15 protein-coding genes are annotated in these 16,633 nt (G+C 66.5%); 8 read left to right on the top strand and 7 right to left on the bottom strand.

Annotation, left to right across the window (positions count from 1 at the left end):
• Positions 1-122 precede the first annotated feature (122 nt).
• From ACWEPX_RS10155 to ACWEPX_RS10135, 5 genes are all read right to left on the bottom strand, one after another.
• Entirely contained in the window at positions 123-1,451 is a 1,329-nt protein-coding gene (locus ACWEPX_RS10155; protein ID WP_451896773.1) for a GGDEF domain-containing protein, read from the bottom strand.
• A gap of 411 nt (positions 1,452-1,862) precedes the next feature.
• Positions 1,863-3,143: an MFS transporter gene (locus tag ACWEPX_RS10150; RefSeq protein ID WP_451896772.1), complete on the bottom strand. Its 1,281-nt coding sequence runs from the start codon at positions 3,141-3,143 to the stop codon at positions 1,863-1,865.
• Positions 3,094-3,762, bottom strand: coding sequence for a hypothetical protein (locus ACWEPX_RS10145; protein WP_451896771.1), 669 nt, complete (start codon positions 3,760-3,762; stop codon positions 3,094-3,096). The genes ACWEPX_RS10150 and ACWEPX_RS10145 overlap by 50 nt, the downstream gene beginning before the upstream one ends.
• Positions 3,763-4,091: 329 nt before the next feature.
• Positions 4,092-4,904: an SAM-dependent methyltransferase gene (locus ACWEPX_RS10140; RefSeq protein WP_451896770.1), complete on the bottom strand. Its 813-nt coding sequence runs from the start codon at positions 4,902-4,904 to the stop codon at positions 4,092-4,094.
• Between the two features lie 195 nt (positions 4,905-5,099).
• Positions 5,100-5,393 (bottom strand): DUF397 domain-containing protein, encoded by a 294-nt coding sequence (locus tag ACWEPX_RS10135; RefSeq protein WP_451896769.1) that lies wholly within the window; start codon positions 5,391-5,393, stop codon positions 5,100-5,102.
• 180 nt (positions 5,394-5,573) lie between these two features.
• Here ACWEPX_RS10135 and ACWEPX_RS10130 point away from each other — a divergent pair, with 180 nt between their 5' ends.
• From ACWEPX_RS10130 to ACWEPX_RS10120, 3 genes are read left to right on the top strand one after another with little or no spacing between them, the layout of a single operon-like run.
• Complete coding sequence (locus ACWEPX_RS10130) at positions 5,574-6,359, top strand: alpha/beta hydrolase (RefSeq protein WP_451896768.1); 786 nt, start codon at positions 5,574-5,576, stop codon at positions 6,357-6,359.
• On the top strand, positions 6,356-7,030 hold the full coding sequence (locus tag ACWEPX_RS10125; RefSeq protein ID WP_451896767.1) for a DapH/DapD/GlmU-related protein: 675 nt from the start codon (positions 6,356-6,358) through the stop codon (positions 7,028-7,030). The genes ACWEPX_RS10130 and ACWEPX_RS10125 overlap by 4 nt, the downstream gene beginning before the upstream one ends.
• Complete coding sequence (locus ACWEPX_RS10120) at positions 7,027-7,821, top strand: tyrosine-protein phosphatase (RefSeq protein WP_451896766.1); 795 nt, start codon at positions 7,027-7,029, stop codon at positions 7,819-7,821. Before ACWEPX_RS10125 ends, ACWEPX_RS10120 begins: the two co-directional genes overlap by 4 nt.
• Here ACWEPX_RS10120 and ACWEPX_RS10115 read toward each other — a convergent pair whose 3' ends face one another.
• Positions 7,822-8,526, bottom strand: a complete 705-nt coding sequence (locus ACWEPX_RS10115) for a glycosyltransferase family 25 protein (RefSeq protein WP_451896889.1) — start codon at positions 8,524-8,526, stop codon at positions 7,822-7,824. It abuts the gene before it with no gap.
• 13 nt (positions 8,527-8,539) lie between these two features.
• The gene (locus ACWEPX_RS10110) at positions 8,540-9,793 is read right to left on the bottom strand and encodes a hypothetical protein (protein ID WP_451896765.1); all 1,254 of its coding nucleotides are present in this window, start codon (positions 9,791-9,793) and stop codon (positions 8,540-8,542) included.
• 367 nt (positions 9,794-10,160) lie between these two features.
• On the opposite strand from ACWEPX_RS10110, the gene ACWEPX_RS10105 reads away from it, so the two are divergent.
• The 5 genes from ACWEPX_RS10105 (at position 10,161) to ACWEPX_RS10085 (ending at position 16,615) form a co-directional block, all read left to right on the top strand.
• The gene (locus ACWEPX_RS10105) at positions 10,161-10,817 is read left to right on the top strand and encodes a dTMP kinase (protein ID WP_451896764.1); all 657 of its coding nucleotides are present in this window, start codon (positions 10,161-10,163) and stop codon (positions 10,815-10,817) included.
• A 541-nt stretch (positions 10,818-11,358) separates the two neighbouring features.
• Positions 11,359-11,706 (top strand): hypothetical protein, encoded by a 348-nt coding sequence (locus ACWEPX_RS10100; RefSeq protein WP_451896763.1) that lies wholly within the window; start codon positions 11,359-11,361, stop codon positions 11,704-11,706.
• A 287-nt stretch (positions 11,707-11,993) separates the two neighbouring features.
• Positions 11,994-12,167 (top strand): FxLD family lanthipeptide, encoded by a 174-nt coding sequence (locus ACWEPX_RS10095; RefSeq protein WP_451896762.1) that lies wholly within the window; start codon positions 11,994-11,996, stop codon positions 12,165-12,167.
• Positions 12,168-12,392: 225 nt separating this feature from the next.
• Complete coding sequence (locus tag ACWEPX_RS10090) at positions 12,393-15,371, top strand: lantibiotic dehydratase (protein WP_451896761.1); 2,979 nt, start codon at positions 12,393-12,395, stop codon at positions 15,369-15,371.
• Complete coding sequence (locus ACWEPX_RS10085; RefSeq protein ID WP_451896760.1) at positions 15,368-16,615, top strand: lanthionine synthetase C family protein; 1,248 nt, start codon at positions 15,368-15,370, stop codon at positions 16,613-16,615. Before ACWEPX_RS10090 ends, ACWEPX_RS10085 begins: the two co-directional genes overlap by 4 nt.
• Positions 16,616-16,633: the final 18 nt, after the last annotated feature.

Genomic DNA, 16,633 nt, shown 5'->3' with positions numbered 1-16,633 from the left:
ATGCTGCCCGGCTGCCACCGCGACCTCGCGGAGTAGGCCGGTGGTGTGCGGTTACGCGGTCGCGGCTCGGCGGCTCACGGCGAGCCGCTTCCTTCCCGCGTCGTCGGCAAGTGGTCGGTCGTCTACGCCGGTTCAGTCGGCCCCGGCTGCGCGGGGATCCGACTGGTCGCCAGGTGTACCTGATCCCGGCCGTTGTTCTTGGCCTTGTACAGAGCCGAGTCAGCAGCCTGGAGGAGCTCTTCGAGCGTGCCGATCCCTACGCTGGGGTACATGGCAGCGCCGATGGAGACCGTGAGGTCGTTGATCGTGACCGCCTCGCCCTCCTCGGTCGTCGCAGGGATGACCAGGCCATGGATGCGGCGGCGGATGCGTTCGGAGATCCTTCGGACGTTCTCGGCGTCGACCTCGGGCAGAAGGACGATGAACTCTTCGCCGCCGAACCTGCCGGCGGTGTCGTAGTCACGGGTTTCGGCCGCGAGTTCCTGCGCCACTGCCCGGAGCACCTGATCGCCAACGATGTGGCCGTAGGTGTCGTTGATGACCTTGAAGTGATCGAGGTCGAGCATGAGGACTGCCATGCCCGTCCCTCGAACCTCGGCGCGCTCCAGTGCGCGTTGGGCCATCTGGTGCCACCACTCCGGGGAGTACAGGCCGGTCTTCGCGTCAGTGCGGGCGGCCCGCCGAAACTGGGCGAGAAGAACCCCGCGATGCATCGCCACCAATGCGATCACCACTCCGGCGAGAACCACGGAGTCGCGGACCACCAGGGTGGCGGCAACCAGGCCCAGGCCGAATGCCCCGGCCTCAAGCCAGTGCTCGCTGAAGTTCTCGAACAGCTGAGATGGCTTGATCTTCGGCGACGAGATCAGGATCGCCGCGAGAACCAGCGCACAGTTGATCATCCACCGGAGTGCTGCGGCGCCCGCCACGACGGCGAGGTCGACCAGGCCGGTCGGCAGCGAGTTGTGGGGGACTCCTGGGTACTGGCTCATGCCAAGGGCGAGTACGGCGACCGCGGCCTGGGTGCCGCACAGCACGGTCGAGCAGGAGAACGTCCAGCGATACAGCGGAACGGGGCGTTGACGCGGCCAGACCCGGAGCCACGCGACTGCGTAGGTGAGCACCACCATCCCGGTCGCGAGGATCGGCGGGCAGATCAGCACCGCGGCGAAGGACCAGACCGACTTCGTGTCCAGGTACGGACCTGTGCCGGCAACGAACTCGCGTTGTCGCTCGATCGCGCGGGTCAGCTCGATGTACACCAGGGCGGCGACGGCCAAGAAGGCAAAGTGGATCAAGTCGGTGCGAGTGACCGGCTGAAGGAACGCCGTTGCAGTCGACGCTCCAACCGCAATGGCCCCGACGACCAGTACGTAGACGACAACGTGCCGGGGAGCCTGCCACAGGCTCCAGCCAGCGACTCCCCTCCACGGTGTCTTCAGCGTCCGCACCAGCCTTCACCTGCGCAAACAGTGCTGCCTTTGTCCGATCTTGGCCAATTCGATCCCACCGTAACCGAATCTGTACCCTGCGTGGGCTCGATGACCAGGGACGATGGTCGAATAGCCGGATTGCACCCGGATAGACCAGCGAGTGAGTTCGCATCCTTGTCGGGGAGGAGGTGAACCGCCATGCGCGACGTGAACTGGTGACCCACCCCGCCTCGTCCGCCGCGGCCCGCGTGACCTGCGGCGTTGACCAAAGATTCACGTAGATGAATCTCCTGTTGATCGCGTCGGGCGTACTCCGCTCGTGCGCTTCGAGTTGCACCAGGAGGTGAACCACGATGCGCGATGACGTCAATTGGACCCGTTGAGCCACTGTCGGTGATCGACCCCAAGCCAACTCGGTCAATGATCTGCTCAGCCACGTCCCCGATTGGCCGCATGCGTCAGCTGCTCATGCTCTCGTCGGTCTCGCCTCGCGAAGCCCGTTGAGGCGAGACCGCGCGAGACCACGACATGGCGGCGGTGCATGCTTGCAACAACGCCGCCGAGAGCTGCGAGTGCGATCACCTTTGACGGTTCGAGCACCTGAGCCAGCAATCCAGCCATCACGATGGCGACGCCTTGGGATGCACGCAGGGCTGCGACGGCAAGTCCCACGGCCTGGGCTCGGGCATGCTCGGGGGCGGCCTGCACATAGACCGAATTGGTGATCATGTCGTGTGCGCTGGCTGCGCCGCTGATCCCCCACAACACGACGGTGAGGCCCAGGCCCGGCGCCCACCAGGTGGGCACCAAAAGCGCGCAGGTGATGATCGCCAGCGGACCCAACAGCACAAGCCGCCGTTCCGGCTGTATGCGCTTCAACAGCAGCATGCCGACCACCGTGCCGAGCGGGTTGGCAGCCAGCAACCAGCCGGCGCCCAGCGTGCCGGCGCCAATCTCAGCCGAGTACGGAACCGCCAGGCCCTCGGCGACCACATAAAAGCCCGAGAGGCACGCAATCCCGAGCAGAACCCGCAGCTGACGATCGTGCGCGACCAGCCGAACGCCAGCCGCTATTGACCGGCGATGCGGCAACCGCCGCCCCGCGTCGGATCGAGCGCCAGGTCGGTGGGGCCCGACGCCGAGCCTGATCACCAGGGCGGACACGACGAACGTCGCCGAGTCCACAAGGAGCGCGCCGACCGTACCGAGACCGCTAACCACCGCAGCTCCGGCGCCGAAACCCAGGACGAGTGCGAACTGGTAGGTCATGCTGATCAGCCCGATCCCGACCGTGAGCTGGTCACCGCGCAGGATGTCGGGAAGGGCTGCGGTGCTCGCCGCCCCGAATGGCACCGCAAGCAGTTGGACCCCGATCAGCAGGGCGATCTGGCCGATGAGCGAGAGTCCTGGAATGGCCATCGCTCCGACGAGCGCGGCCCGCGCGAGGTCCGCGGTGACCATCACTGCCCTCCGCGAGTAGCGGTCAGCGATCACCGACAACGCGGCCCCTCCGATCAGGTCGGGAACGAAGGTCACGGCATAGGTGAGTGCTGCCCAGCCCGCAGAGCGGGTTCGGTCGAAGACAAGAACCGTGAGCGCGACTCGGGCGAGCTGGTCACCCGCCACGGACAGGACGTGGGCAGTCCAGAGCGCGCGGAACTCAGAGTTGCCGAACACGTCCCGATAGGTCGCTGGCTGCGTCATGCCCATCAGAGTCTCCACGCGAAGAGTTCACGGCAAGCGGGCTGGGCACGTTGATGGCTGTCGGCCTGACGGAGTCGGAAACATGCTCCGTTCTGGCTGTGCGTCCGCGCCGGCCGATCCTTCGGACGAGGCCGGCGAGCCATGTCCACCAGCGAGTCCGCCGCGGCTCCGGTTTGGCTGCAAGCTCGGGAATCTGGTCCGCGAGCTTGGCCGCACGGGCAGCGATCCTGGTTGCGTCCGCGCGACGGATCGTCATGGGGCGTTGCTCGGCACGAGGTACATGAAGATCACTAGGAGGTGGGTGCTCAGTGGTCGGCGCATCGGGATGTTTTGGATGGACAAGCCTCAGCATGGCCTTGAGCGTTAGGTCGACATTTCCCTGATAGAACCAAACAATCGTTTCAGGAGAGAAGATGTCGGCCTCGCCACGCCTGGGCACACGAGCCGCGGTGACACGGTCATCGCCACGAATGTTGACGATGTCGATGTAGTCGTCCCACTCGTATGCCCCGACGATGACGGTCGGCTGGCTGCGACCGCCGCAGAAGTAGAGGCTGAAGCCGTCCCTGGCGAACTCCCAGAGCAATTCTTCCGTGTCCGCGGATTCCAGCAGTTTCTTGCCCATGCGCTTACCCGGCCCAGTCCGGGAGAGATGACCGGCGGAGGCGGGAAGCCGGGGGGCTAACTTCCCGTCTCCGCCAGCCTCCGACTACGTCCGGCGATGCTGTCGGGGTTGACGCCGTCGTGTGCCGGAGGATCTCGCTGCCGAAGGTGGGAGACGTCGACGTGGCCGTCGTCGCAGGGAGGAGGGTCATGAGGCTTTCCGGGTGTAGTTGTCGCGGTACCTGCAGCCTGCGCCACAGGTGCAAGATCAGCTATCCCAGGAGCCTGCCGTGTTGCTGGACAAGTCGACCATGAGCTGGACAAAATCTGGACATCGGTCGCCTGATCAGGCTAGATCGTCTTGATACCGACGCCTCCGTAACACAGCGAGCGGCGGGGGCGGGGGTCGGCGACTTCCCCGAAGTCGGGGCGCCACAGTGGGAGAAGGACGACGCCAGGCGGCATGAGGTCGAAGCCGGCGAAGAACTCGATAATCTGCTCTCGTGCGCGAGCTGTGACCGGGTTCTTCGTGTCCTTGTACAGTTCAGCCGCCCGCGCGAGATCCTCCGGAAAGTCGTCGTCCGTTGCGTGAGACATGACGAAGGCGCTGTCTGGGCAGAGTGCATCGCGGTAGGCAGCGACGATGTTCGCAGGGCCTTCCTCATCTCGCACGAAGTGCAGGGCGGCGCACATGAGGACCGCGGTCGGTTCGCGGAAGTCGATCAGTCGCAAGGTCTCGTCGTGCCCGAGCACCGTCTTGGGCTGACGTAGGTCGGCCAGGATGGTCGTCGCGTTCGCGTTCTGTTGGAGCATCAGTTCGCCGTGAGCCACGGCTACCGGGTCGTTGTCCACGTACACGACGGTGCAGTCAGGGTTCTCGTGCTGAGCGACCTCGTGCACGTTGCCCACCGTGGGGACTCCCGAGCCGAGGTCCAGGAACTGCCGGATGCCGGCCTCGTTGACGAGGTAGCGCACGGCCCGGCGCAGAAATGATCGATTGATCCGGGCGATGTCCTTGGCGGGGATGACTTCCAGCACCTTGTCGGCCAGGTATCGATCTGCCGCGAAGTTGTGTCCACCGCCGAGGAAGTAGTCATACATCCGAGCCACGCTCGGCTGGTCGGTATCCACTCCTGCTGGAACCCAGGTCGCATCATCGCTCATGGCGCCCGCTCCGCGCTGCTCCATCATTTGGACGGCCTGAAGCCGCCGAACCGCTCATCGAGGATTGCTCCACGGATCGAGCATGCTGCGACACAGCAAGATCAGCTAGCCCATCCGCGGGCCGAGTTTTTGGACATGGCCTGGACACGTTCGCAGAGGTAAACCAGTGGCCTTTGGGTGTTCACGCAGGTGTCGTCAGTCGGCGCTCGGATCAGGGCCTGAGCGCTCTTCCTGCTCGAACTCACCGGCGAGGATTCCACGAGTGAACGCGTCCCATTCGGCCGGCGTGAAGACCAGCACGGGGCCCGCTGGATCCGCCGAGCTGCGCATCACCGTGTACACGACGCCGTCGGTGTGCTCTACGAACGCAAGCTCGACGTGCCGATCGCGCCGACGGCCGGCGTCGTATCGCTGCCATTCGGCGGACGTCAGGTCAAGTTCAGCCCGCACCGCGAACTTGTCGTCGTAGATCGGCGCGCTGTCTCCCATGAGTCCCATCGTGCCCCTCCCGATCGGGCCACCTGGACGAGCCCATGACACCCAATTCGATAACAGAGCGTAGCAATCTATAGCGAAGAGTAATTGCCCGGCCTGCTCGGGCCGCTCGATCACCTCGGGCACACTGGTCAAGCGCAGACAGTCACGTCTGGTGACAAGGGAGCAGCTGGAATGCAACAGGTGGAGTTGACGTCTATCGACGGCATGCGGCTCGACGCCGCGTGGCATCCTGCCCGTGTGCATGGGCACCGAGGCATGGTTGTCCAGGCCCACGGGATCAACGCCAACATGACCGAAGGTGGGATGTTCGTCCGTCTCGCCGAGCAGCTGGCGGAAGCGGACTTCAACGTGTTGCGGTTCTCGTTCCGGGGACACGGCGACAGCCACGGAACACAACGGGGTATGACGATCGCGGGCGAGATGCTCGACCTGCAGGCCGCCGTCGAGTACATGGTTGGCCGTTTCCCAGGTCCATTGGCGATCGTGGCATCGAGCTTTGGCGCGGTATCCACGTCGCTGTCCCTTCCGTGGCTCGGCGACCGCCTCGATCGGCTGGCTCTCTGGAACCCCGTGCTGGACCTACAACGCACTTTCGTCGACCCAGAACTGCCGTGGGGTAAGGAAAACTTCAACGTGGATCAGCAGAAGCTGCTGTCCACACAGGGATTCCTCATGCTGGACGGCGAGTTTGAGGTTGGCCGAGTCCTGTTCGAGGAGTTCCATCACTACGAGCCGCTGAAGTACTTGGCAGCGAGCACGGTCCCCGCACTTGTGGTGCACGGTGACCAGGACACCGCGATCTCGTACGAGATCGCACAGCAGGCGGCTGCCGCCAAGCCGAACACCGAGTTCCACACGGTCCGCGGCTCAGACCATGGGTTCGACACGCGGGAACGAGAGGACGAGGCGGTCGCGGTCACAGTGGGATGGCTGATCAACGACCGGGAGTCGGCGTGAACATCACCTCCCTCTACGCACCCGTGAACCTCGACAGCAGCAGCATCGTGGGTGAGCACTGCGTCCTGGGCTATCCCAAGGAGGCGCGCCTGCGAGCCGAGCAGCAGAACCCCGGCTCCTCGCTGATCGGTGACCAGGTCACGGTCGGACCGAAGTGCTTGCTGGCCAACCACATCGTGATCTACGAAGGGGTTCAGATCGGTGCGGACTGCGTGATCGAGGATCGTGTGCGAATCGGGTACAACAGCTTGATCGGCGATCGAACCCGCATCGTCTACGGAGCATACGTATGTGATCGAGTCACGATCGGCGTCGACGCGACGGTGGCGGGATTCATCTGTGACGGCACGACTATCGGCGATCGATCCACTGTGATGGGCGAACTGGTGCACGAGTACACCCGCCCTCATGAGGGGTGGTGGGACGTTGACGAGGAACCGCCGGTGATCGAGGCCGACTCCGTGGTCGGCTATGGAGCACGTGTGGTGGGTGGGGTCCACATCGGCCCGCGCAGCTATGTCGCAGCAGGCGCAGTAGTAACCAAGGACGTGCCGCCTGAGTGCGTCGTGACAGGCGTCAACGTCCAGACCCCGGCCGAGCAATGGAAGGGACGCCGACTGCAGAACCTGATTGGGCACTGGCAGTCGTTGTCGAAGGTCCGCCTGCCGTGACGAACGGCGCTACCAACCTCGCGCAGGACACCAAAGCCGATGCAGTGGCAGAGCTTCGTGATCTCGACTGGCCGGCCTGTCTGAACGCTCGCGATTTGGGTGGTCTGCCTGCCGCAGGGGCTGGCCGCATTCGCGAGCAAGCACTGATCCGTTCCGATCGGCTCTCACGTCTCACCGACGACGGCGTCGAAGCTGTTCGGCAGCTGCGCCCCAGTCGTATCATCGACTTGCGCACCGCCGCCCAATGCGAACGTGAGCCAAGCCTGTTCGCTGCCGCGGACATGTACTGCCACGTGCCTCTGTCGATTCCGATTGACCCTCCCAATCGCCAGACCCGCTTGGTCGACCGCTACAGGTCCAAGTTGGACCTCTACCGCCACCGATTCGTGCAAGCTGTGGCAGCTGCGGCAGATGCACCGCCGGGCCCGGTGGTAGTGCACTGCCAGGCCGGCAAGGACCGCACCGGACTTGTGATCGCGTTGATCCTCAAAGCCGTTGGCGTTCCCGACGATGCCGTAGCGGTCGACTACGCCGCTAGCTCCGCACGACTCGGCGCCTACTACACAGCGAAGCGAGCCGACATCAAAGATGCGGAGCTGCTGGAGCTCGTTCGCGAACTCCACAGTGCCCGTGCAGACACGATGGCTTCCACGCTGTCCTACCTGCGCGACGAGTTCGGCGGTGTCCAGTCTTATCTGCGCCGCGGGGGTCTCGTCGGACGCCAGCTGGAAGCCCTTCGATCGCGGCTCGTCGTGCGGTCACAACCTTCGAGCACGCGGGCTCGCGCTTAGCTACGGCTCGACGAAGTCGGAGTCCTCTGTATCACTGCCGGCTTCATCCTTGGGGCGCTGACGAACCAGCGGCGGATCAAACGCCAATGCCTTGAGCTGCTTTGGGAAACGCACCCGTACGTCGGGGCGCGGATGCTCGATGTAGAGGGAGGGAAGGAACTCGTCGATCGGCACGATCGCGTGCTCCAAGTGCGTCGCAAGCAGAATGTCGAGAGCAGACCGGGTAAGCAGGTAACCAAAGGTGCAGTGGCTGTACGCGGGTGATACGAAACCAGCGGCTACTGGCTGATCTTTTTCAGGCTCAAGGGGAAAACGTCCTAGGTAGAGCAAGTCGAACGGGCTGCCGGAGACGACGCGGCGTAGTCCAACGAGCAAGTCCTCAAGGAACGTGGATCTGACGATCGCATCGTCTTCGAGGATGACGACGAACTTCTCGTCGCCGTTCTCGGCAGCGTGCCGCCAGCAGGCGAGATGTGCCAGCGTGCAGCCGATCTCGCCGTACTTCAGAGGCCGGCTCCACCACGGATTGTCGGACGTGATCTTCCACGGGAAGAGCTTGTAGCCGGCGGCTTCCAGTTGATGCCGGGTTAGTTCGTGGCCGTCGAAGGGCCCGGTCCAGTCCGACGTGAAGGTGACCGGCAGGTCGGGTGGCAGGGTCTTGGCCATCCACGTACGCCGATCTGGGCGCCGGGGCAGATTGATCACGTACGTGCGGAGGTCAGCGGGCGTGATCAATGCGACGGATTCCTTTTCCGGTTCGATCGTCGAGGTAGCGGTCGGAGTTGTCGACGACCGCGGTAAACGGTTCGTTGTGTCGGCGAGCAAGCAGTAGCAGCGGGTTGACCATGGTCAGGTCCGTGACGTCGGTGATACCGCCGATTCGCCTGGCCTCGGTCACCAGGACGAAGTCGGCATCGCCAACCTGCTCGGTGACGTAACGGACGCTCCGCGCGCCGCGCTCGGCTTCGAGCAGGCAGCGAGCAGAACCGAGCACACCGAGGGTCAAACACCCACCGAGCAAGAAGACCGTGGTGCCTTGCGCGAGTGTGAGACGGGTCAACACAGCGAGGTCTTCGAGCAATTCCTGGCGTTGAGTCCACCGTGGCCCCAGAGTGAGCCCGCCCAGATCGGGGATAACCAAGGGGTCGTCCTCGCCGAGGGGGTGAGGTTCGAAGTAGAACGGCAACTGCGGGAGGAACTCTCGGTACTTCGCGTTCCAAGGTGGGCCGCCGACGACCACCAGGACATCCGCCTGCGTGTCGTAGTACTCGGACGGCGCGAAGTCTCGGATCGTCACCATCGGGGCCAGCTGCGCGAACCGAGTCCGCAAGTAGATCAGCGTGTCCAGGTCGGCGAACTTGGCATACCGTAGGTAGTTGCGGTCGGTCGGCGAGGCGTACTCGGGCAGTTCGTTTCCGGGGATCTCCGAGCAGACGATGTCGACCCGAGAGCCGTTCGATAGCCGCCAGAATGCGCGGAGGTCGTCCTCCCAATCTGCCGTCTGGCCAGCCGCGGGCTGAACCTGGTGGGGACGACCCACTCCGTTGCTGGAGGGCGACGTCCGGGGCTGCACAGACACGTCGGTGTTACTCAAGAGTAGGTAGGCGAGAGTGTCCAGAGCTCGGTCGGCGTGACGCCGTACGGTCTTCGCCGCACACTTGCGCAGCCGCGCCAGCGACTCCTGCCGTTCTGTCAATGTCGGGTACCGATGCTCGGTGACCAGGTTGAAGTCCACCTCGACGTACAACCGCTCATCGTCGGCCAAGCCCTCGATCCCTCGCCGAAGCACCGCCACGAGCTGGTTCACCTCCTCGACTGAACCAGGCTCGCGGACCGACCCGTTGGCGAGATACGCCCGGACAGGTTCGGTGAGCGCGGAGAGCAGCGCTGTCGGTCGAGCCAGGCCATGACCTTGGCGCAAGCGCTTTAGGCCGTCTTTGACCTCGTCGACGGAGAGTGAGGGGCTGGACACCCTGTCCAGCATATGTCCAGCTGCTGGGCGGGTGACCAGCAACACGGATAGCGGATGGCCTAGTCGATCAAGGCGCGGGGCAGCAGGCTGGGAACAGGCGGTATTTCACCTGCCATGTGCAACGAGCAGGCCGCTCCACATCTGGGCCGGTCGTGGTCACAGCTCAACCCAGGAGGATGAACGTGCCAGTGGAATCGGCGCTCGCGAAGAACGAGCTCCGCCGGGCGCTTACGCCGACGACAGCGATCGTCGGGGTCGGCGCTCCAGGGACCACGCCAGGCTCGCGGGAGCTCACGCTCGGGCCAGCGACGAGCGCGGTCTGAATCGGCCTCCAGTACCAGGTCAACACCCCTCCGAGAGAGCTCCCATGGAACAGATGTCTGGCGTGTTCGTCAGCGTGGACGGCCCCTCCGGCGTCGGCGTCAGCACGACGGTCCGCGCGCTCGGCGAGCGCCTGCGTACGGCCGGGGTGCCCCTGCACCTCACGTCCGAACCGAGCGAAACCGACATCGGCGCGTTGGCTCGTGCGAGGGTCCATGTCGACACGTCGGGGCCAGCCCTCGCGTGTTTGTTCGCCGCCGATCGATACCAACGCCTGGAAGCTGAGATCCGACCCCGCCTTGCAGCCGGCGAAGTTGTCGTGAGTGACCGGTACGTCCCGACCGGCTTGGTGATGCAGCGACTTGACGGCGTCGAACTGAACTTCCTCCAAGCCGTCAATGCCCTGGCCGACCCTCCTGATCTTGCCGTCATCCTCACCGCTGACCCGGACAAGATCGCCGAACGCCTACAACGAGGCGGCCTTCGCAGCCGCTACCACAGCCGTCCGGACGTCAGCGTGCAGGAGACCGCCCTGTACAGGGACGCTTCCCTCGCACTCGCTGCTGCTGGCGTGCAGGTGCTTCGGCTGGAGACCAGCCTGTACCCGCCGGACACACTCGCCTCGATGATCTGCACCCGCATCGAGGCTCTTCGCGCACATCGACACACGCCCGTTCAGCCAGCCTCGGAGCCTGCACCGTGACAGTTTCTCATCGCTCATTGACGTCGCTGAGGGTCCTCCACCTCGGCGAAGACCTGGCCGTTCACCAACTCGGTTATGGCTCGACGCAGCTCGCCGGAGCTGTCCGGCGGGCCGGAATGTCTGCCATCCAGATCCGCTCGCCGTGGGGAACCGACGACGCCCTGGCCACCCGAGCCCAGACCTCAACCGGCCCCGCGGCGGCGTGATCCGATGGGCGGGATCCGCGAGGTCGTTGCCGTGGTCGTCGTGGCTGACAGCCTTACCGGGCAGGTCGCCACAGCGATCAACGAACTTACCGCGCACCTCCCGCTTCCGGACGAGCCATGGGCCTGCCCGCTGTGCTCGGCCGAATCATGGCCATGCTCCCGGTTCCACACCGCCGCCCACCAGGTAATGACTGCCCGGCTACGGCTTCCCGACTGGATACCGAAGGACCTCCACTCCCGGCTGTGGCCGCAGCCGAGATCCCCCGCCCCGCCACCCGCACCACGCCCCCAGTCCGCCCCGCAATCGGATCCCTGGTTCGACGAGGAGTCCCCCCATGGATGAGTGCCTGGCCTCGACCCTCGACACGGCAGTTCTCGAACGCCTGGAATACCTCGACCGGCTGGTCGCCAAATCCGACGAACCGTCCCGCGCCTCCTTGGCGAAAACGGAGATCACCCGTTTGGCGGATGCCTGGCGGGCACTGCTGAAACTGCACGCTCCCAACGAGCACGGCCGCTGCTCGGAATGCTCCGGCTGGCTACGCCCACGCCGACACCCCTGCACCGTGTGGAGCACTGCCCACCAACACCTGATCGCCGCCGACGGTTCCCTCGCAGCTGGAGCTGGCAGGCATGCCGCGGCCACGGGAGGGCCAACCGCCGTGACGCTTGCGGCTTCATGACGGGAGTCTCCGTCAGCTGCACCTTCTCCAGCCAACTGCCATTGCGTTCAGCACCCTGCAAAGCAAAGGAGAGATATCGACGCTAAATCGGGGCGCCGCCCGTGTTATCGAACCTCGTGATTGCCGACTCATCGTTTTTGCGCGGTATGAGCAACTCGACGGCACCCTCAAATGATCAATGTTCACTCATCCAGCTTCGTCAGGCCACTTGAAAGCGTTGACCGGACGTCGGTTCCTTGGCTGAGTGCGCGAATCCCGAAATCTGCACCATCGCGAAGGGGAAACCTGTGACTGTTCAACTGGATTACGCAGTAGCGCCGATCGCGCCGACGACGGAGTCGTCGGAGTTCGATCTCGACGTGACCTTGCTGGAGGTGGTGGATCCGGCTCACCTCATCAACATGACCGATGACGGCTGCGGACAGACCTGCGAGAAGTCGACCTGCATCAGCGCCGCCTGATCGTCACGACATGACCGGACGCCACCACCTCGAACGGTGCGGGGTGGCGTCCGGTCTCCACACGTGCTCTTACGGGAAGGGTTCCTGGTGAGATCGGCTATCCACGGCGGCGCAGGATTCCGCGCCATGGGCGGTGCATTGGTTCGCGCCGTTACTCATAGCGGCCTGGATCTGCCGCAGTGGCCTAACCCGTCGGGAACTGGTTCATCCGCAGTGGCAGCGTGGTTGGACTGGTTGCGCCAGGTGTGGGCCACCGAGTCTGTTAGCGATGCCATTGGCCACGCCAGTCCTCGTTTGGCGGAGCAGATACGCACGTTGTGCGCTTCGAACAATCCCGGCGAGCGGGAGACGCGGCGGGCGGTGCTGTCCGTCGTCCGCTATCTGGCCCGCATGACCTGCCGACCGACTCCGAACGGCCTGTTCGCCGGGGTGGTCCCAGCGAGTTTCGCCCACCGGGCCCACCGGCGGTGGGGCACCGCGCACCGTGCTGTCGCCCGAGGCGAGTCCGGTTGGTTGGCCGAGGTCATCAGGCAACTGGAGCGTCGGCCCGAAGTTCTCCTGAATCTGCTCGTGGTCGCGAACACCACGGTCATGGTGCGTGGTGACCGCCTGGTCGTGCCGTACCGGCCGAGCTTCCGCGACAGGGGTACCGGCGCAGTAGAGGTCTCCTTGCGGCACACCGCCCCGGTACGCGCCGCCTTGGATGCTGCGCGGACACCGATCCGCTTCGAGGACCTGTGTACCAAGGTCCAGACCGACTTCCCTGACGCGCCATCAGCGACGGTAACCGCGATGCTCACCAAGCTGGTCGCCCAGGGTGCGCTCGTCACCAGCCTGCATGCACCCAGTACGCAGCCCGACGCCTTGGGGCATCTGCTTCGAGAGTTGGAGCCGGCTGGTGAGGCCGCGGCGAAGGAGTCCGCCGCGCTCGGGGAGATCCACACTCTGCTGCAGCGGCACCAGCGAGAGTCTCTGGACGCCAGTCGCGTGTTGCGTGCGGAAGCTGTTGCCCGGATGCATCGTCTTGCCCGCACCAGTCGGCACCCCGTCGCGGTCGACCTGCGGCTGGATGCAGAGGTCGTCCTTCCCGACGCAGTCGCCTGCGAGGCCGAGCGTGCCGCGATGCTCCTGACACGCTTGAGTCCCTACCCCCACGGCACGCCCCTGTGGGGTAACTATCACCGGCGCTTCTACGAGCGCTTCGGCGCCGGCACGCTCGTACCGCTCTTGGAGCTCGTAGCGGATAGCGGCATCGGCTGGCCCGACGGGTATCCCGGTGCGTCGGCTGCTCCGCGGCGCCCGCAGCACCCACGCCGGGACGAGGCTCTGCTGGCTCTGGCCCAGGGCGCTGCGCTCGACGGGCGCGTAGAAGTGGTCCTGGACGAGGCGCTGATCGCCGAGCTGGAACCGACGGGCACCGGCCCAGCCCGGCTGCCCTCCCATCTGGAGCTGTGCGCCCGCGTGGACGCCACCAGCATCGAAGCGCTCGGACGCGGCGACTTCCGCATGACGGTCACCTCGGTCTCCCGCGCGGCGGGCGTCGTGACCGGCCGATTCCTGCACCTGCTCACCGCGGAAGGGCGGGACGCGCTGACTGGTGCGTTGGTCGACCCGCCGAGCGAGGACGAGGTGCTGTTCGCGCAACTGTCGTTCCCACCGATGGACCCCGCCACAGCACACGTCACCCGGACCACGCAGGTCCTGCCCACGGTGATCAGCCTCGCCGAGCACCGCAACACTGCCTCGGCGGATGTCCTGACGGCGAGCGATCTCGCCGTCGGCTGCGACAGCCACCGCCTGTACCTCACCGCTCCCACCCTCGGCAGGAGAGTGGAGGCATGGGGGATGCACGCACTCAATCTCCGCAAGCACACCCCGCCCTTGGCCCGCTTGGTAACCGAACTCTGCCGCGCCCAGTGCGCGCAGGTCACCGACTTCGACTGGGGAGCCGCCTCAACGTTGCCGTTTCTGCCGCGGCTGCGCGTCGGTCGCCTCGTGCTGGCCGCTGCGCGCTGGCGGCTGGTTGCCGGCGATTTGCCCGGCCGGAGCGCGAGCTGGGAGGCATGGGCCACCGCGCTGACCGACTGGCAAAGCCGCCGTCGGCTGCCGCGCAGGGTGTACCTCGTCGACGGGGACTGGCGACTGCCGCTAGACCTCGACGAGGACGCACACCGAGTGCTGCTACGCGAGCACCTCGCCACCCACCCGCACGCGGTGCTGGAGGAAGGCCCCACCGAGGATGCCGCCGGATGGTTCGACGGCCGGGCCCACGAGGTCGTCGTGCCCCTGGGCGCTCGCCAGCCGCAGACCACGGCGCAACCGCCACGCCCGACACCCCAGCGGATCGTCCGGCCCGGTGAACACGGCCTGTCGCCCGGTGCGTCCCCGCTGCTGTTCGCCAAGCTCTACGGCGACCCGCAACGTCAGAACGCGGTGCTCGCCGAGCATGTGCCCGCGCTGTTGGCGGAGTGGGGCGAAGACGACGAGCCGCGGTGGTGGTTCCTGCGGTTCCGCGAGGGCGACGAGTACTACCTGCGCCTGCGCATCGCGCTGCCCAGCTCCGACCCTGCGGTGTTCGGCGAGGCCGCCGGCCGGGTCAGCGCCTGGACCGACCGGCTCCGCCGCCTGGGTGTGCTGCGCGAGGTGGCCTTCGCGACCTCCTACCCGGAGACCGGCCGCTGGGGCTCGGGCGCAGCGCTGACCGCCGCCGAGGCCGTCTTCACCGCCGACTCCCGTGCCGTGCTCACCCAGCTCGCCCAGCCCGTGCACCTTCACCAGCACGCCCTGGCCGCGGCGAACTTCGCCGCCATCGCCATCGCCTTCACCGGAGGAACCAAAGCCGGGATGCACTGGCTGATCGACCACGTCCCGGCCAAGCCGCCCGCCGTCGTCCCTCGGCCGGTGTTCACTGAGGCACGGCGCCTGGCCGACCCCAGCCAGGACTTCCGCGCCCTGCGCGACGCACCGGGCACGGCAGCGATCGTCGCGACGTGGGCCGAACGCGCCCAGGCCCTGACCGCTTACCGAGCGCGTCTGTCCGGGAGCGACGCTGAGGGCGTTGACCCGGACGCCGTCTTGGGGTCGTTGCTGCACACCCACTTCCTGCGGGCCTGTGGCATCGAGCCCGAGGACAAGGCGGTGTGCCTCTACCTGGCGCGGACCGCGGCCCTGACCTTCACCGCCCGCGCGGGAGGACCTCGATGAACGCCGACCTCGCCTCCGACACCGCGGTCGAGTTTGCGGCGGAGATCGCCGATCGCCTCGCCCGGCCCGACGCCGCCGACTTGCCCACCGATCAGCCGTGGTGGCACCAGTCCCTCGCCCACGGGGCTCCCGGCGTCGCGCTGCTGCACATCGAGCTGGCGGCGGCCGGGACACGGCCGTTCGACCGTGCCCACGAGTGGTTGACCGTGGTCGCGGGCAAGCCGGTCACCGCCGGGCCAAGCACCGGCGGGTTCTACGGCGCGCCGGCCGTCGCCCGCGTCCTCGCGGGTGCTGCCGCGGTCCGCGCCGGCACGTACCGGTCCGCCCTCGCGCCTTTGGCCCGGCAGATCTCCGCCGACGCCCATGCCCGCGTCGACACCGCGCACACGCGCATGGACGCCGGGATGTTGCCGCTGATGGCCGAGTTCGACACGATCCGCGGCCTCGCCGGTCTCGGCGCGTACCTGCTACACCACGACCCCGGCGGCACCGCCCTACGGGCCGTGCTGGGTGCCCTGGTGCGCCTCACCCAACCGGTGACGATCGAGGGAGAGGAGCTGCCGGGATGGTGGACCCTGACCGGTCCCACCGGTCGCGTGGAGGACGAGTTCCCCGGCGGCCACGGCAACTTCGGCCTCGCGCACGGCATCAGCGGCCCGCTGGCGCTGCTGGCCCAGGCCCTGTGCCGAGGCATCACCGTGGACGGGCAGCGCGAGGCGGTCGAGACGATCTGCGCGTGGCTGGACTCCTGCCGCATCGACACCCCTGGTGGGTACCGCTGGCCTTACATGATCACCAGGGACGAGGCGCGTGCGCGGCCCAAGCAGGTGCGGCACAGCGGGGCCGTCCGCCGCCCGAGCTGGTGCTACGGCGCGGCCGGGATCGCTCGCGCCCTGCACCTCGCTGCCCTGGCCCTGGGCGATGACGCGGGCCGCCAGATCGCCGAAGACGCCTTGATCAGCGCGGTGACCGACCCGGCCCAGGATGCGTTGGTCAACGACACCTCGCTGTGCCACGGCTACGCCGGACTCGCCCGCATCACCGCCCGCGCCGCGACCGACGCGACCGGACCCGCGGCGACCCGGCTCCGCGCGCTGGCCACCGACCTGGTCCACCGCGCCCACAGCCAGCCCGTTCCCGACGGGCCCGGTGTGCTGGAGGGCGCCGCCGGGGTCGGCTTGGCCGCCCTCGCCGCCGCAACCGAGCCCGCGACGGGCTGGGACACCTGCCTGCTGATCACCTGACCTGACCAACCGAGAGGA

This window comes from Actinokineospora sp. NPDC004072 (assembly GCF_053604195.1).
Note: the sequence above shows the minus strand (reverse complement) of the source record. Positions and strands in the feature narration are given on the sequence as shown.

What these genes read in the sequence shown, in the direction of transcription:
- ACWEPX_RS10150 (WP_451896772.1), bottom strand. Translation starts at nt 3,143, where the DNA reads ATGGGCATGACGCAGCCAGCGACCTATCGGGACGTGTTCGGCAACTCT.
- ACWEPX_RS10145 (WP_451896771.1), bottom strand. Translation starts at nt 3,762, where the DNA reads ATGGGCAAGAAACTGCTGGAATCCGCGGACACGGAAGAATTGCTCTGG.
- ACWEPX_RS10140 (WP_451896770.1), bottom strand. Translation starts at nt 4,904, where the DNA reads ATGAGCGATGATGCGACCTGGGTTCCAGCAGGAGTGGATACCGACCAG.
- ACWEPX_RS10135 (WP_451896769.1), bottom strand. Translation starts at nt 5,393, where the DNA reads ATGGGAGACAGCGCGCCGATCTACGACGACAAGTTCGCGGTGCGGGCT.
- ACWEPX_RS10130 (WP_451896768.1), top strand. Translation starts at nt 5,574, where the DNA reads ATGCAACAGGTGGAGTTGACGTCTATCGACGGCATGCGGCTCGACGCC.
- ACWEPX_RS10105 (WP_451896764.1), top strand. Translation starts at nt 10,161, where the DNA reads ATGGAACAGATGTCTGGCGTGTTCGTCAGCGTGGACGGCCCCTCCGGC.
- ACWEPX_RS10100 (WP_451896763.1), top strand. Translation starts at nt 11,359, where the DNA reads ATGGATGAGTGCCTGGCCTCGACCCTCGACACGGCAGTTCTCGAACGC.
- ACWEPX_RS10085 (WP_451896760.1), top strand. Translation starts at nt 15,368, where the DNA reads ATGAACGCCGACCTCGCCTCCGACACCGCGGTCGAGTTTGCGGCGGAG.